Origin of the sequence: Paucibacter sp. B2R-40 (assembly GCF_025717555.1) — a bacterium.
Classification (GTDB): domain Bacteria; phylum Pseudomonadota; class Gammaproteobacteria; order Burkholderiales; family Burkholderiaceae_C; genus Paucibacter_A.
This window is the reverse complement of the sequence record NZ_JAJIRP010000002.1, coordinates 118,394-134,702: the sequence shown is the minus strand read 5'-3', so window position 1 is coordinate 134,702 and position 16,309 is coordinate 118,394. Positions and strand designations below refer to the sequence as shown.

Below are 16,309 nucleotides of genomic sequence, written 5' to 3'. Positions count from 1 at the left end.
ATTGCTCTCAGCCTAGCGGCTCCAAGCCGTCCCGCGCCGCCGCCAAGACCGCCTGCGTCAGCCGCTCCAGCATGGGCAGTTTCTGGCGTGTGCTCTGCCAATAGAGGGGCAACATCAATGGCGCCTGCGGCAGCAAGAGCAGCAAGCGCCCGTCGGCCAGCGCCCCCCCGACAGCAGCGGACGGCTTCATGCCCCAGCCCAGGCCGGCAATTGTTGCGTCCACAAAGGCTTGGGCCGAGGGCAGGCCATGGGCCGGCAGGGTCAAGGCTTGGCCGAACTCTTGCTCGACCCAGCGCGATTGCAGGCGGTCCTGCTGATTGAAGCGCAGGCTGGGCGCCAGGCTCAACGCTGCGGCCGTAACGCCGCCGGGGAAATAACGCTTTACAAACGCAGGGCTGGCGGTGGCCGCATAGCGCATGGCGCCCAGCGGCAGGCTGCGGCAGCCTTGCACCGCCTCAGCCAGGTCCGTCACCGCCGCCAAGACCTCGCCGCTGCGCAGGCGTTCGGCGGTGTGGGCCTGATCCGCCAGGCTCAAGTCCAGCAGGGCCGATTCGTTTTCGGCAAAGGCACTGGCTGCGGGCAAAAACCAGGTCGCAAGGCTGTCCGCATTGATGGCCAGGCGCAGCGTCACACGGCCTGAGTCGTCGGCAGCCAGCGCCGGCAGCGCGCCGATCAAGTCCTGCTCCAGCATGCCGACCTGCTCGACATGGCGGCACAAGCTCAGGCCCGCCTCGGTCGCCCTACAAGGCGAGCCGCGCAGCACCAAGATCTGCCCCAAGCGTTCTTCCAGCAGCTTGACGCGCTGCGACACAGCCGAGGGCGACAGGTGCAGTGCGCGCGCCGCGCGCTCGAAGCTGCCCTCGCGCACCACCGCCGCGATGGCGGCCAACAGAGAATAGTCAAGCATCGGGCTTTGCGGGCAAGGAGGTCATGATTCAGCCGCGCTGATGCGGCATCAGCAAGTCTAAGGGCGGCGGGCGGCAAATTGAGCGATGCTGCGCGGCATGAATTTTGATCTCACCCATTTCAACAGCTACACCCAGGGCCTGCTGCTGGGCACCACATTGATCGTCGCCATTGGCGCACAGAACGCCTTTGTACTGCGCCAAGGCCTGCGGCGCGAGCATGTGGGGGCCATCGTCTTGGCCTGCGGCCTCACCGATGCCTTGTTGATGGCGGCTGGCGTATTTGGCTTGGCGGCCTTGATCAACGCAGAGCCTTTGCTGACGCGCTTGATCAGCGGGGCCGGCGCCATTTTTTTGACCGGCTACGGCTTGCGCGCGCTGTGGCGGGCGCGCCGGCCCGGCGCCGATCTGCACGCCGCGCAGGGCCCCCGCTTGAGTCTGCGCCAGGCCTTGCTGCAACTGGCCGGCTTCACCTTGCTCAATCCGCATGTCTATCTGGACACGGTGATGTTGGTCGGCTCGGTCGGCGCGCAGCAGCCAACGGCCTTGCGCCTGGCCTTCATGATGGGTGCTGCCAGCGCCAGCTTGCTCTGGTTTGCGCTCTTGGGCTATGGCGCTCGCTGGCTGGCACCTTGGTTCGCGCGGCCACGCGCATGGCAGATACTCGACGCCCTGATCGGCCTGACCATGTTGGCGCTGGCGGCCAAGCTCGTATTTGATTGAAACCTGAGACCGCTACGCATGTGGATAGGCATTGTTTTTGCGCTCGCGGCCGGCCTGATGTGGGGGCTGGTCTTTGTGGCGCCGCTGATGTTGGGCGACTACCCGCCTTTGATGCTGACCATAGGCCGCTATCTGGCCTTCGGTTTGATCGCCGTGCCGCTGGGCCTGCTGGACCGCAGCCGCTTGGCCGAGCTGCGTTCGGTCGATTGGTGGCAGGCGCTCAAGCTCAGCCTGATCGGCAATTTCATCTATTACCTCTGCCTGTCCGCTGCGATTCAAATGGCCGGCGGGCCGCTGCCCACCGTCATCATCGGCACCTTGCCGGTGGTGATTGCGATCATCGCCAACCTGCGCAGCCATCAGGCTCTGCCCTGGATCAAGCTGGCGCCTTCGCTGCTCTTGATCGCGGCCGGTATTGCCGCCGTCAACCAATCCGAGCTGGATGCCTTGCTTCAGAGCCAGGACGGTGATCTGCACCGTTATCTGCTCGGCGCCCTGCTGGCCGTGGCTGCCGTCGCATGCTGGACTTGGTACCCGATTCGCAATGCCGATTGGCTCTTGGCTCACCCACAGGCCAGCCCGCGTGCCTGGGCCACTGCTCAGGGGCTGATGACCTTGCCGGTGGCCTTGCTCGGCGTGGCTTGCTTGTACGGGGCGCAGGCTATTGGCTGGCCCTTGCTGCCGACCGGCTTTGCGCTGCCGCTGGGGCCGCGGCCCTTGCCATTTTTCGCCCTGATGTTGGCGGTGGGTCTGTTTTCCTCCTGGCTGGGAACGCTGTGCTGGAACGAGGCCAGCCAACGCCTGCCGACCTCGCTGGTGGGCCAATTGATCGTGTTTGAGTCACTGGCGGCGCTCGCCTATGCCTTTATGCTGCGAGGCCAAATGCCGCCGGCTTTGACGCTGCTGGGCATTGCCTTCTTGCTGGCCGGGGTCGTCTGGGCTTTGCGCAGACGTTGAGCTTGGCTGAGTCTGGCTGGCATTCATGCGATGCCGTTACCATCACCCCCCAACTAGGCAGCCAGGGCCCGCATGCCCACACCATGTACGCGAACTTTTTTGGCCTGAAGCAAGAGCCCTTCTCGATCGCCCCCGACCCGCGCTATCTCTATATGAGCGAGCGGCACCGGGAGGCCTTGGCGCATCTGCTTTACGGTCTGCGCGGTGGCGGCGGTTTTGTGTTGCTGACGGGTGAGATCGGTGCCGGCAAGACCACCGTCTGCCGTGCTTTCCTGGGGCAGATCCCGAAGCGCTGCAATGTTGCCTACATCTTCAACCCCAAGTTGTCGGTGGCCGAGTTGTTGCGCACGGTCTGCGAGGAATACGGCATTCAGCACCACCAAGCGCTGCCGGCCGAAAACGCGCCTATCCAGTCGGTGAAGCCCTTTGTTGATGCCATCAACGAGTTTTTGCTCAGCACCCATGCGGTCGGGCAGAACAATGTCTTGATCATCGATGAGGCGCAAAACCTCTCCGCCGAAGTGTTGGAGCAGCTGCGCTTGCTGACCAATCTCGAGACCAATGAGCGCAAGCTGCTGCAGATCATCCTGATCGGCCAGCCCGAGTTGCGCGACATGCTGGCGGCGCCCGAGTTGGAGCAGTTGTCGCAGCGCGTGATCGCGCGTTTCCATCTGCCCGCGCTGTCCGAGGCCGAAACCGGCCACTATGTGCGGCACCGCCTGGGCGTGGCCGGCTTCAGCGCCGCCTTGCCCTTTGAGCCCAAGGCGCTGCGACGCATCTACCAGCTCTCGCGCGGCGTGCCCCGGCGCATCAATCTGCTGTGCGACCGCGCGCTGCTGGGTGCTTACTCGCAGGATCAGCGCAGTGTTGACCGTGCCACGGTGGACCGGGCGGCGGCGGAAGTTTTCGGCCCCCAAGACTCGAGCTCCGCCTGGTCAGGCGCTGGGCGAAGCAAGCAGCGCTGGGCACTGGGCGCCAGCGCCTTGCTTGCCAGCGCGGCAGTGCTGGCTTGGGCGGGGCGCGACTATTTGCATGCCAGCTCGAGCGGCAAGCGGGCGCCCGTCGTCAGTGCTGCGGTGGCGCCGGCAAATCTGGCAAAGCCAGCAACGGCCTCAGCCCCAGCCAGCTTGGTCGGTAAAGCCAGCCCGCCCAGCAAGCTGGAAGTTAGCAACAGCGTACCCGGCAGTTTGGGCTTGCGCAGCGAGGCACAGGCCTGGCAAGAGCTGGCAAAAAGCTGGCAGCTTGAGGCGCCCGAGATCGAACCCTGTCAGGCCTTGGCGCAGCAGCAGCTGCATTGCTTTCGCAGCCTGGCCGTGGGCGGCGGTGCGGGTGATGGCGGCTTGAGCCTGTTGCGCCTGCTCGATCGCCCCGGCATCCTGAGCCTGCGCGATGAGGCGGGCAAGGTTTTTTACGTCACCCTGATCAAACTCGACGAGCAATACGCGACCGTGCGCCTGGGCGAGCAATCGCTGCGCATCAGCCTGCCGGCCTTGAGCACGCAGTGGCGCGGCGAGTTTGGTCTGCTGTGGCGGGCGCCGCCCGGCTATCCGGCCAAGGCCAATGGCGGGCCGCTGCTGGCTTGGGTTGATGCGCAACTGGCCAAGGCCTTTGCCGTAGCGCCAAGCGCCGGCCCGATCCGTTTGGATGCCTCGATGCGATCCAGGTTAGCGGCGTTTCAGCGCTCGCAAGGCCTGCGTAGCGACGGCCAACTGGGGCCCGTCACCTTGATGCTGCTCAGCCGAGTGGGTTTGACCGAACAGCAGGCTGCGGCCAATACGGCAGGAGCAGCAGGAGCGGCAACAGAGGCGGAAACGGCCGCCGAGCCGCGGCTGCAAGCCGGCAAGTCCTCGCCAAATCTTGCTGCTGCGGCGCCCTGAACAAACCATCCAAGCGACCATGTCCTATATTCTTGACGCCTTGCGCAAAGCGGATTCCGAGCGAGAGCGCGGCAGCGTGCCGACGCTGCACAGCCATGCCGAACATGAGCACCCAGGCGGCAAGCCGGGCAAGTCCGGCATGGTTGCCGGGGCTTGGTCGGCCAGAGCTGGCGTGACGCTGGCCGTTGCAGGCGTGGTCTTGCTGCTGCTGGGAGCCTGGGCTGCGCGCTGGTTGACGAAGGAGCCGGCGCCGGTCAGTACGGCGGCAACGGCGGCGGCATCGGCGGCGGCAACACCGGCGGCTACAAACCTGACACCCGCTGGTCCCTTGGCCGTTCCCTTGCCTGCTCCCTCGGTTGCCCCGATAGCGGCAGCCACCAGCGACCCCGCTCCGCCGCTGACGCCGATTTTGCGGGCACCGCCGCCGGCCGCTGCCGAGCCGCTGCCGGCCGCAAAGCCGCTCGCCGGTCTCGCACCAAGCATGGCCGCGCCGGCACCGGCTGCCAGTGCGGCTGGCGCTGTCATCTTGAAATTCACCGAATTGCCCGACGCGACCCGCAAGGCCTTGCCCACGATTGCCACCAGCGGTGCGATGTACTCGGACACCCCCGCCAACCGCATGTTGATCGTCAACGGGCAATTGCTGCATGAGGGCGAGCAGATAGCGCCGGAGCTGCTGCTGGAGCGCATCGAGTTGAAGAGCGCGGTGCTGGTCTTCAAGGGCCAGCGCTTTCGCATCAGTTATTGATTTGGCTGCATGGCCGTCTTCATAGGAGCAGGCATGACTCGCCTCAATTCGGCTCTACCGGCGCTGCTGCGCTCGTTCACCGTGGTCGGGCTCTTGCTTGGCACGCTGTTTTTGGCCGCCTCGCTGACGCCCAGCCTGGTGCCGCGCCACCCGGCCGTGCAAGGCATGCTCAGCGGCATGTGCTTTGCGGCCGGTTATGGCATCGGGGTGCTGGTGCAGTGGTTGTGGCGGCTGCTGCAACTGCCCGAGCCGCGGTCTGAGACGCTGGTCTGGCGGCGCGCGCCGGCACTGCTGCTCTGCCTGGGTGCGACCGGTTATGCCTTGTGGCGCGCCAATGAATGGCAAAACCGTTTGCGCGCCTTGATGCAATTGGCGCCGCAAGACAGCGCCGGTCCGTTCACGATCGCGGTCGTGGCGGTGCTGACCTTTGCGCTGCTCTTGCTGATCGGGCGGGCCTTTGATTGGGTCAAGCAGGGCATTGCTGCGCGTTTGCAGCGCCAGGTGTCGGGGCCGGTGGCGGTGCTGACGGCCCTGGGTTTGACCGCTTGGTTGTTCTATTCGATCGGCAATGGCGTGCTGGTGCGCGCCGGCATGCATGCCTTTGATTCGTCTTATCGGCGCCTGGATGCCTTGATCGAGGACGACAGCAGTCCGCGCCCGAGCGACCCGCTCAAGGCCGGCGCGCCCGGCTCCTTGTTGAAATGGGAGGGTCTGGGCCGGGCCGGCCGCCGCGTCATCGCCGCCGGGCCGGACCGGGCGGCGATCGCGCAGATGACGAGCAGCGATGCCGCGCAAGTCAAGGAGCCGCTGCGCGTTTACGTCGGCCTGAACTCGGCCGAGACGGTCGAGGCGCGCGCGCAGCTGGCGCTGGCAGAATTGAAACGTATCGGCGCCTTTGAGCGCAGCCATCTGGTCATCGTCACGCCCACCGGCACCGGCTGGGTCGACCCCGAGAGTCAGACGGCGCTGGAGTATTTGCTGCGCGGCGATGTGGCCAGCGTGGCTGTGCAATATTCCTATCTGGCCAGCTGGCTGGCCTTGCTGGCCGACCCCGAACTGGGTCGCGACACCGCTCGCGCGACCTTCACCGCCGTCTATGACCATTGGCGCAGTCTGCCACGCGACAAGCGCCCCAAGCTCTATTTGCACGGACTCAGTCTGGGCAGCCTCAACTCCGACCTCTCACATGATCTGCATCAGGTGATCGGCGACCCCTATGCCGGCGCCTTTTGGGCCGGCCCGCCTTTTGCGAGCGAGACCTGGAATCTGGTCACCGCCCAACGTCGCCCCGGCACACCGGCCTGGCTGCCCGAATTCCGCGATGGCTCGGTGATCCGCTTTACCGCTCAAGTCAACCGTTTGAACCAGGCGCCCGCCGCCTGGGGGCCGTACCGGGTGATCTACTTGCAATACGCGAGCGACGCGGTCAGCTTTTTTGACCCCGGCGCGCTATGGCGCCGGCCGGCTTGGTTGCAGGGGCCGCTTGGCCCCGATGTGTCACCGGACTTCGTCTGGGTGCCGGTGGTGACCTTTTTGCAGCTGACGATAGACCTGATGCTGGCCACCACGCCGCCGCTGGGCTATGGGCACCTGTATGCCTTCGAGCATTATCTGGACGGCTGGGCCAGCTTGACCGATGCGCCGGGCTGGACGCCCGCGCAACTGCAGGCGCTCAAAGACAAGATCGCCGCGCAGCGACGCATCACTGTTGACTGAGTGCAGGCGGCACTTCTTCCTCACTGCTTTGCCGGGTGCGCGTGCGAAACAAGGCGGTGCGCGCCAGCATGATGGTGGTGACCGGCACCGTCAGCGCCAACAAGATGATGATCAGCCACGCGTCCAGGGCCAGCCCTTGCTCCAGTGCCGAGAAATAGATGATGGTGGCGAGCGCAACGCACCAGGTCGCCAGCGTGAAGGCCAGTGCCGGCGGGTGCATGCGCATGAAAAATGTTTTGAAGCGCAGCACGCCGACGGCTGCGGCCAGGCAAAAGGCCGCGCTGATCAACAGCAAGATGCCGACCGGCACCTCGATCCAGAGCGAAAGAGCTGGGTGAATCATTCGATCACCTCGCCGCGCAACAAGAACTTGGCCATCGCGCTGGAGCCCACAAAGCCAAACAGCGCGATCAGCAGCGCCGCTTCAAAATACATTTCGCTGCGATAGCGAATCGCCAGCACCAGCAAGATCAGCATTGCGAGGGTGCAAATCAGGTCCAGCGCCAGGATGCGGTCTTGCGAGGCAGGCCCGCGAATCATGCGCAGCAGGCACAAGGCCATGGCCAGCACATAGCAAGCCACGGTGAAGGTGATGGCGCCGAATAGAAAACCGCTCATTCAAAGATCTCCATCAAGGGCCGCTCATAGCGCATTTTGATCAAGTCGATCTCGGCTTGCGCTGCGCCGTCGCCATCGCCCAGCTCGAAGATATGCACCAACAGCGCGCTGCGGTCGAGCGACAACTCCGACCAGATGGTGCCCGGTATCACGCACATGATGACGGCCAAGGCCGCCAGCCCATTCGGGTCGCGCAGCTCCAGTGGCACCGTCACAAAGCCGCCCTGCGGCAGGCTTTTGCTGCGCGCCAGCGTGCCGCGCAGCACGCGCCAATTCCAGCTCAGAACATCCAGTCCAACCCGCCAGAACAGGTGCCAGGCCACGCCCGGCTTTTTGAAGCTGATCGGCGTGGGCCGCAGCGACGCGGTCAGCAATGGTGCCAGCAGGCCGACCAGGAGCGCCAGCAGACATTGGCCGAGACTGAGCGAGTGATTGAGCAGCAACCACAGCGCCATCAAGGCCAGGCTCAACAGCGGCGCCGGGATGCAACGCTTGAAAAACGACTTGCTCATGGCTTGCTCTCCGCCGGCAGCGCGCGCAGACGCTCGGCATTGGTCGGCGTCAGCACCGGCCGGGCCGACAGCACTGCATCAATATAGCCTTGCGGCTGATAAAGCCTTTGGCTGGTGCTGTTGGCATAACGCAGCAGGCCCTCGGCATGAACCGTCATCAAGGCACACAGCGCCAGCAGCAACACCATCGGCGCGAATTCGAACAAGCGCAGGCGCGGCGCGCTGCGGTCCACCGGCGTCCAAAAGAAACGCATGCCGGTGCGCGACAAGGCCAGCAAGGCGAACAGACCGGCCAGCAGCAGCAAGCCAAAGAACAGCCAGGCGGCGGGGGCAGGTCCGATGGCGCTGCCGCTGGTCTTCAGCAGTGCCGACAGCATGGCAAATTTGGCCACAAAGCTCGCCAGCGGCGGCAGACCCGAAAGCAGCAAGGTGCAAGCAACAAAGGCCAGGCCCAACAGGGCGGTGGAGGCGGGGATGGCGCGGCCGACCAGCACTTCTTCGTCTTCATCCAGATTGGCCTCGCGGCTCAACTCTTGTTCGGCCAGTGCGAAGGGCAAATGGTCCTCCTCATCTTCGGGGGCACGCTGGGCATGCGGCTCCGGGTTGCGGGAGCGATCCATCAACTCGGCCAGCAAGAAAAATGCCGCCACCGCAAAGCTCGAGGCCGGCAGGTAGTAGAGCGCACCGGCGGTCAGGTCGGGGCGCGCAAAACCCATGGCCGCCATCAAGGTGCCCGAGGACACGATGACCGCAAACGAGGCCAGGCGGGCAGGCCGCTGCGCGCTCAGCATGCCGACGGCACCGAAGGCCAGCGTGGCCATGCCGCCCCAGAGCAGCCAGCTTTGGCCGAAGCCCGCCGAGGCGCCCGCCCCGTCCGAGAACAGCAAGGTGGACAAGCGCAAAAGCACATAGACGCCGACCTTGGTCAGCAGCGCGAAGATCGCCGCAGAAGGCGCGCAGGCAGCCGTGTAGGCCGGTGCCAACCAAAAATTCAACGGCCAAAGCGCGGCCTTGGCCAAGAAGGCCAGCGCCAGAATCGCGCAGCCGGCATGCAGCGGTGCCAGATCGGCCGGCGCCACCAGCGGGATGCGGGCGGCCAGGTCGGCCATATTCAGCGTGCCCGTGACGCCATAAATCAGCGCAGCCCCGACCAGGAACAGCGAGGATGCGAACAGATTGATGCTGAGGTAGTGCAGGCCTGCCTTGACCCGCGCCGGCCCGCTGCCGTGCAGCAGCAAACCGTAGGACGCGGCCAGCATCACCTCGAAGAAGACGAAGAGATTGAACAGATCGCCGGTCAGAAAAGCGCCGTTCAGGCCCATGATCTGCAGCTGCAAGAGCACATGGAAATGCGCGCCCGCCTTGTGCCAACGGGCCAAGGAGAACAGCAGCGCCATCAAGGCCACGACGGCCGCCACCACCAGCAGCAAGGCCGATAAATGGTCCAGCACCAGCACGATGCCAAAGGGCACATCCCAGTTCGAGGGCAGATAGACGCCGTAGGCCTGTGGCTGCGCGGCTTCCATATGCACGCCCAGCATCAAGAACAGCGCGATGGCCAGATTGGCCGTCGTCGCCACCAGGGCCAATATGCTTTTGCGGCGGTGGCGCCGGTCGCCTAGCAGCAAGAGCAGGCAGGCCGCAATCAAGGGCAGCAGGATGGGCGCCATCGTCAGATGCGGCATCAAGGCCGCATTGGCCAGCAAAGCCCATTCGGTCAGCAGCGCCATCATGGTTCCGTGCCCCCAAGGCCGCCGCTGCGCGACGTCCGCCCCCCCAAGGGGGCGTAAGGAAACTTGGGGCGGCCCGGCGTTTCCTCGGGCTCCTGATCCTCATCCGGCGTACCGTCCACATGGTCATTGCCGACAAAGCCGCGCTGCGCCAGCATCACCACCAAGAACAGCGCCGTCATCGCGAAGCCGATGACGATGGCCGTCAGCACCAAGGCCTGTGGCATCGGGTCGGTGTAGTTTTGCAGCGTGGTCGCCACGCCAGCGGCCAGCACCGGCTCCTTGTCCAGGCTCAAGCGGCCCATGCTGAAAATGAAGAGATTGACGCTGTAGCCCAAGAGGCTCAAACCGATGATGACTTGAAAGCTGCGCGGGCGCAGCAGCAACCAAACGCCGCAAGCGCTCAACAGGCCAATGGCCAGGGCCAGCACGATTTCCATCAGCTCTTGCTCCCCGTTGCGAGGCGCTTGTGGCCGCGCACCGATTGGTGACCCAAGGCCGTCAAGATCAGCAAGGTGGCACCGACCACCAGGGTGAAAACGCCGATGTCATAAAACAGCGCGCTGGCGATATGGATCTCGCCGACGATGGGCAGGTAAAAATGGCTGGTGTGGGTGGTCAAGAAGGGGTAGCCGAATAACAGCGAACCCAGGCCGGTGCTGCAGGCCGTCAGCAAACCCATTGCAATCCAGCGCTGCGGCCGCAGGCGCAGATGGGCTTCGACCCACTGCGTGCCGGAGACGATGTATTGCAGGATGAAGGCGGTTGACAAGACCAGGCCGGCGACAAAACCGCCGCCCGGCTGGTTGTGGCCACGCATGAACAGGTGGACGGCGATCACCAGCGCCACCGGCAGCAGCAATCGCACCAGCACGGCCGGCACCAAGAGGTAGCCGCTGGCAGTGTCCGTGGCGGTGTTGGCGTGCACCAGGTCGGTGGCGATGTCGGGCGCCAGCAGCAGTTGCTGCGTCGGCAAGCTGATGCTTTCGGGCGCGGGTCGGAAGCGCCGCAGCAAGGCGTAGACGGTCAGCGCGACGATGCCCAACACGGTGATTTCGCCCAAGGTGTCGAGGCCGCGGAAGTCCACCAGCATCACATTGACCACATTGGTGCCGAAGCCCTCGGGCAAGGCCCGCTCCAGGAAAAAAGTCGAGATGCTGTGCGGGAATTCGCGCGTCATCATGGCAAAAGACAGCCAGCTCATGCCACCGCCGGCGCACAAGGCGAGCGCCAAGTCGCGCAGCCTCCGCGCTTTTTTTCGTGTCCTTTGCCGTGTATGGCGGCGGTCCTGTTCCAGCAGGATTTCGCCCGAGGCCTCGGGCGCCTCCAGTGCCTCGATTCGCTTGGGCAACCAGCGCAGGCCCAGAAGAATCAGCACCGTGGTGACGGTCTCGACCGACAACTGCGTCAGCGCCAGATCGGGGGCCGAGAACAAGGCGAAGGTGATCACCGTGCACAGGCCGGCCACGGCCATCAAGGCCAGGGCCGTCAGTCGCTGGTATTTGGCGGCGCGCGTGCAGGCCAGTGCCGCCGCGCCGCCTATCAGCCACAGCAAGGTGAAGCCGGGCGAGAAGGGCAGCGGTGCGCGTTCACCCAGGCCGATGCCGCCTTGACCCGCCAGCCCGGCGGCGACCACGACCAAACCGATCAAGAGCAATAACTGCGTCTGCAGGCGGCGCGTGCTGAGCAGGCGCAGCGTCGTGCGGCTGGCGCCTGTCAGGCGCGCCAAGCCGGTTTGAAACAGCCGCTTGCCATGCAGGCGACCCAGCAAGGGCGTGCGCGCAAACTGCTCGCGCGCCAGCGGGCCGCGCAACAAGCCGTACATCGCAATGCCGCCGGCCAGCGCCACCAAACTCATCAGCAAGGGCGTGTTGAAGCCATGCCAGAGCGCCAGATCAAAATCCGGCAGCGCGCCGCCCACCACTGGGGCTGCGGCCGTCTCCAGCAGGGTCTGCATGGTCCATTGCGGCAAGGTGCCTACCACCAGGCAGGCCAGCACCAATAACTCCACGGGCACACGCATCCAGTGCGGTGGCTCATGCGGCATGCGCGGCAGCTCGGCGCTGGTATCCGGGCCGAAGAACACATCGACGCAAAAACGCAGCGAGTAAGCGACGCTGAACATGCCGGCCAAGACCGCAGCGGCCGGCAGCAGCAGGTCAAACCAGGGCACAGAGTTGACGAACACCGCCTCGCTGAAAAACATCTCCTTGGAGATGAAGCCGTTCAACAGCGGCACGCCCGCCATCGCCGCACTCGCCACCATGGCCAGCGTGGCGGTGATCGGCATGCTGCGCCGCAGCCCACTGAGGCGGCGGATATCGCGTGTGCCGGTTTCATGGTCGATGATGCCCACGGCCATGAAGAGCGAGGCCTTGAAGGTGGCGTGGTTCATGATGTGGAAGACGGCGGCGACGGCAGCCAGCGGGCTGTTGAGTCCCAAGAGCGTCGTGATCAAGCCCAGGTGCGAGATGGTCGAATAGGCCAACACGCCCTTCAAATCTTGCTGAAAAATCGCCGCGAAGCCGCCCATCAGCAAGGTGATGAGCCCTGCGCCAGTCACGATCCAGAACCACTGATCGCTGCCGGCCAACACCGGCCACAGCCGTGCCAGCAAAAACACCCCCGCCTTGACCATGGTGGCCGAGTGCAGGTAGGCCGACACCGGTGTCGGCGCGGCCATCGCATTGGGCAGCCAGAAGTGGAACGGGAACTGCGCGCTCTTGGTCAGCGCACCCAGCAGCACCAGCACCAGGGCGCTGAGGTAAAGCGGATGCGCGCGCACCAGCTCGCCCGAGGCCAGCACCGCGTCGAGCTCATAGCTGCCCACGATATGGCCCAAGACCAGGACGCCGGCCAGCAGGCACAAGCCGCCGGCGCCGGTGACGGTCAGCGCCATGCGCGCACCGCGCCGCGCGTCGCGGCGGTGATGCCAATAGCCAATCAGCAAAAACGAGAACAGGCTGGTCAGCTCCCAGAACAGCACCAGTTGCACCAGATTGCCGGAGATGACCACGCCGCTCATCGCCCCCATAAAGGCCAGCAAGAACGAGAAAAAGCGCGGCACCGGGTCGCTGGGCGACATGTAGTAGCGCGCGTACAGCACCACCAGCGCGCCCATGCCCAACACCAGCAGCGAAAACATCCAGGCAAAGCCATCCAGGCGCAAGACGAAATTCAGGCCCAGCGAGGGCAACCAGATGAACTCCTGCCGGATCACACCGCCGGCGGCCATTTCGGGGAAGTAAGACGCGGCTTGCAAAAAACAGAACAGCGCCACCGCGCCAGCCAAGGTCGACTCGGCATTACGCGCATTGCTGGGCAGCAGTGCCGCAATCAAGCTGGCCAGAAACGGCAAAGCCACCAGGCTGATCAGGCCGAATTGTTGGAAGAAGTACAGGTAATTCGTTACTTGGTTTGCCATTGGCAATCGCGATATCTCTGACTTGTTCGGGCGGGTCGAGTTTAACCGCCGGGCATAAAAAAACCCCCCCGCCAGAGGCGAGGGGGTTTTGCGTCGGGTGCTGCGGGTCAGCTAGTTCGCCGCGCTCACATTCATTTGCACTTGGCCCCGATCGCCAGGCGCTGGGCCACGGTGGTCAGATCGCGAATATTGACGACACCGTCACCGTTGACATCGGCGCGCGGATCGAAGCCAGGGTCGCCGGCGCGTTTGCCGATTGAAGCCTTGACGATGGCGATGTCATCGCAGTTGACCTTGCCGTCACCGTTCACGTCACCGACCATCACGATGGTGAAGTCGACGTTCGAGACATCAAAGAACACATTGTCGACGGCCTCGACCTTGAACCTCGCCTTGGTGGTGGCCAGCGCCGGCAAGACCACCGAGCGACTGCCATTGTTGGGTACGCTGGCGGCCAAGGCATGCGGGAAAGTATTGCCGCCGTCGACCGATAAGCTGATCTTCACGTTGGCGGTGCTGACCGGCGCTGCATTGGTGTTGGCCACATCCCAGGTGACGGTTTGCACCGATCCGCTGGCGACCGCCAAGGCGCTGTTGTGCGAGGTCACCAAGAAGGGGCCTGCACCGGCTGCCAGAATCAGCTTGGTGCTGGCACTGCCGACACCGCCGCGGCCGTCGCGCGCCGTCAGCTTGAAGTTCAGGCTGGCCGGGCTGGCGTTGACGCCTGCGAAGCCGACATAGTCCTTGGTCGGCAAAAACTCCGAGAAGCAGTCCACATTGGAGGCCGGGCAGCTGCCACTCACCGCGTTGGTGTTGTTGGCCAGAATCTGCGCCATGTCCGGGAAGACGCGGGTCGGGTCGCTGCTGACCTGGTTTTCACCGGCAGAGTTGTAGGTCTGCGAGTTGGCCTCGCTGACGATGGCGGCCGTGCCGAACTGGCGGAACAACGGGCCGTTCAACTTGGTGTTGCTCAGCAAGCCGGTGCCGGTCGAGCCGCCGCGGTCGTTTTGCTCCCACAGATAGGTCAGGGTGTCGCCGTCCGCATCGCTGGCGGCGCCGGTCAAGGCGAATGGGGTGCGAATCGGGATGGTGTAGCCGGCCGGTGCGGTCACGACCGGTGCGCTATTGCCGGTGGCACTGGTGCTGCCGCCGCGCGCGGTCGGGCCGCCGGCAGTGATTTCACCGACATAGCCGCTGGAACCTCCGGTCGCCTCAGTCAGCCCCAGCAAGTCCACATTGGTGCCCGCCAGCGCACCGCCAAAGGTGATGGTGAAGCTGGCATCGGTCAGCGAGGTGATCGTCGCGGTGCCGCCCGCCGGCCAGCCGCTGATGCCCTCGATCGCGGCCTTGATGCCGGCGATGGTGAAGTTGCTGCCTCGGACGATGGCGGCCGACGAATTGCCCTTGTACTTCAGCTTGAACTGCTGGCCGTCGGTGGTGAAAGCGGTCAAGGCCGCCATCTGCACCTCGCTCAGATTGCTCTCGGCCCCGGAGGTGTAAGCCACGATCTCGTCGAAGCTGCGTTGCGACCAATAGGCGTCGCTGTGAGGCTGGCTGTCGTCGGTGCCGCAAATGCCGGCATAGGCCATGATGGACGAGCCGCTGCCTGGCTCCACCGAGGTGCCGGCATTGCGGTTGCCACCCGTACAGCTGCCGCTGATGCCGTTGAAGGAGTGGTTGCCGGAGAACTGGTGGCCCATCTCATGCGCCACATAGTCGACCGCGAACAGATCGCCGACCGGTGTGGTCACGCCAGTGCAACCTTGCGCTTTGCTGGTGCCGCCGACCACGCCCAGGCTGGCCAGGCCGCCGCCGGAATTGCCCATGCCGATGTGGCCAATGTCGTAATTACTGGCGCCAATCAGCAGGCCGATGACGGTCTTGTTGCGGGTCAGCGTCCCACTGCCGCAGCTCGCCACTTGGGCCGTGGTGTAGCAAGCGGTGGCACCGCAAGGGCCATTTGCGCCGGTCATTTGCGCGACGGTGTCGAAATTCAACTTGTCGTTGTCATTCACCAGCGTCAGACGGATCGAGGTCTCGTCCTCATAGATATGGGTGATGCGGTTGACCAAGGTGACCTTCGCCGCCGTCACATTGGCGCTGCCGCCAAAGAAGCTTGCGTATTTGGGGTCGGTCACCAGGGCCAGACGGTAGTTGCGCAGCTGATTGCCGGTTGCGGCGGTCGGGCTGATGTCGTCGCCGACCACATGGTAGGCGGAGCTGGCGCTGCTGAGACCGTCGCTGACGGTGATCTCATAGCTGCCGAGGTTGCGCGACGGGTCGGCGGTCACGGTGGCCGCGACCGTGCCATATTGGTCGGCCGTAGCTTGGACGGTCTGGCGGGGGCTCACGTCGTTGGCGGGGTCTTGCACAGTGATGCGCACCTGAGCGCCGGGCGCAAATCCAAAGCCACGCACCTCCACCGCATCGGCCGCATGATAAAAACCTCGCGTCAGCGCGATATGGGCTTCGGTTTGCATCGCCTCGGTCAAGCGGCCATGCGTGTTGGGCAGGTTACGGCCGTGATAGCTGAGGTAGATGCTGTCGTCGAGGTGGAACTGGGGGTCGATATACCAAGCGCCCTTGGGTGAGCGGATCGAGGCGTGCAGGCCCAGCGGCGTGATGTCCATGCGCAAGCTGGCACGTTCATCGTCGAGGCCGCGGCCCGAGAAGGTCTTGATGTCGGGATGTTTGTCGGCCAAGCCGGACTCCATCACCGGCGACTCCGCGATCGCGAAGCGCTGATAGCCGCCGTCCGGATGCGGCAGCGAAATCACCAAGGGGCTCAAGCTTGCGGCAGCTGTGCGTTCCAGCGGCGCACCGATGGCCAAGGCCTTGAAGCCGCTGCGGTCCAGCGTCAGCGCGCGAAAAATCCGTGGCTGTACAGACGCCACGGCGCCCTTGGCCGACACTTTGGCGCTGGAGGCCTTGCTGTCTTGCCAGAAAGTACCGCCGGTCTGCGTTTGCTCGCTGGCATTTAGGGGCTGAACCTCAGCGGCGGCGTGGGCCAGCGGCGCGGCGACAGCGCCGGCCATTGCCAGGCACAGTGCAAAGACGGCTTTTGCGCTCGGGCTGCGGGAGAGATGCGATTCCATGTGC

Annotated in this window: 12 protein-coding genes and 1 pseudogene; 5 read left to right on the top strand and 8 right to left on the bottom strand. The window is 64.8% G+C overall.

Annotated features, from left to right (window positions below; genetic code table 11):
* Positions 1-7 precede the first annotated feature (7 nt).
* A complete protein-coding gene (locus tag LNV09_RS04585) occupies positions 8-907 on the bottom strand; it encodes a LysR family transcriptional regulator ArgP (protein WP_263555904.1) in 900 nt (299 codons plus the stop codon).
* Positions 908-1,004: 97 nt separating this feature from the next.
* On the opposite strand from LNV09_RS04585, the gene LNV09_RS04580 reads away from it, so the two are divergent.
* From LNV09_RS04580 to LNV09_RS04560, 5 genes are all read left to right on the top strand, one after another.
* Positions 1,005-1,628 (top strand): LysE/ArgO family amino acid transporter, encoded by a 624-nt coding sequence (locus LNV09_RS04580; protein ID WP_263555903.1) that lies wholly within the window; start codon positions 1,005-1,007, stop codon positions 1,626-1,628.
* Between the two features lie 18 nt (positions 1,629-1,646).
* Positions 1,647-2,585: a DMT family transporter gene (locus LNV09_RS04575; RefSeq protein WP_263555902.1), complete on the top strand. Its 939-nt coding sequence runs from the start codon at positions 1,647-1,649 to the stop codon at positions 2,583-2,585.
* 83 nt (positions 2,586-2,668) lie between these two features.
* A complete protein-coding gene (locus LNV09_RS04570) occupies positions 2,669-4,462 on the top strand; it encodes an ExeA family protein (RefSeq protein WP_263555901.1) in 1,794 nt (597 codons plus the stop codon).
* A gap of 19 nt (positions 4,463-4,481) precedes the next feature.
* The gene (locus LNV09_RS04565) at positions 4,482-5,210 is read left to right on the top strand and encodes a general secretion pathway protein GspB (protein ID WP_263555900.1); all 729 of its coding nucleotides are present in this window, start codon (positions 4,482-4,484) and stop codon (positions 5,208-5,210) included.
* A gap of 33 nt (positions 5,211-5,243) precedes the next feature.
* Entirely contained in the window at positions 5,244-6,926 is a 1,683-nt protein-coding gene (locus LNV09_RS04560) for an alpha/beta hydrolase (RefSeq protein ID WP_263555899.1), read from the top strand.
* Here the strand turns inward: LNV09_RS04560 and LNV09_RS04555 are convergent.
* The 7 genes and pseudogenes from LNV09_RS04555 to LNV09_RS04525 form a co-directional block, all read right to left on the bottom strand.
* Positions 6,913-7,269, bottom strand: coding sequence for a Na+/H+ antiporter subunit G (locus LNV09_RS04555; RefSeq protein ID WP_263555898.1), 357 nt, complete (start codon positions 7,267-7,269; stop codon positions 6,913-6,915). The two genes, LNV09_RS04560 and LNV09_RS04555, sit on opposite strands and share 14 nt — an antisense overlap.
* Complete coding sequence (locus LNV09_RS04550; protein WP_263555897.1) at positions 7,266-7,544, bottom strand: K+/H+ antiporter subunit F; 279 nt, start codon at positions 7,542-7,544, stop codon at positions 7,266-7,268. Before LNV09_RS04550 ends, LNV09_RS04555 begins: the two co-directional genes overlap by 4 nt.
* Complete coding sequence (locus LNV09_RS04545; protein ID WP_263555896.1) at positions 7,541-8,056, bottom strand: Na+/H+ antiporter subunit E; 516 nt, start codon at positions 8,054-8,056, stop codon at positions 7,541-7,543. The genes LNV09_RS04550 and LNV09_RS04545 overlap by 4 nt, the downstream gene beginning before the upstream one ends.
* Positions 8,053-9,786: a monovalent cation/H+ antiporter subunit D gene (locus tag LNV09_RS04540; protein WP_263555895.1), complete on the bottom strand. Its 1,734-nt coding sequence runs from the start codon at positions 9,784-9,786 to the stop codon at positions 8,053-8,055. Before LNV09_RS04540 ends, LNV09_RS04545 begins: the two co-directional genes overlap by 4 nt.
* 92 nt (positions 9,787-9,878) lie before the next feature.
* A pseudogene (locus tag LNV09_RS04535) lies at positions 9,879-10,226 on the bottom strand (Na+/H+ antiporter subunit C); the annotation flags it as partial.
* The gene (locus tag LNV09_RS04530) at positions 10,226-13,210 is read right to left on the bottom strand and encodes a monovalent cation/H+ antiporter subunit A (RefSeq protein WP_263555894.1); all 2,985 of its coding nucleotides are present in this window, start codon (positions 13,208-13,210) and stop codon (positions 10,226-10,228) included. The pseudogene LNV09_RS04535 and the gene LNV09_RS04530, both read right to left, overlap by 1 nt.
* A gap of 131 nt (positions 13,211-13,341) precedes the next feature.
* Positions 13,342-16,305, bottom strand: a complete 2,964-nt coding sequence (locus LNV09_RS04525) for a reprolysin-like metallopeptidase (protein ID WP_263555893.1) — start codon at positions 16,303-16,305, stop codon at positions 13,342-13,344.
* Between the last annotated feature and the right edge of the window lie 4 nt (positions 16,306-16,309).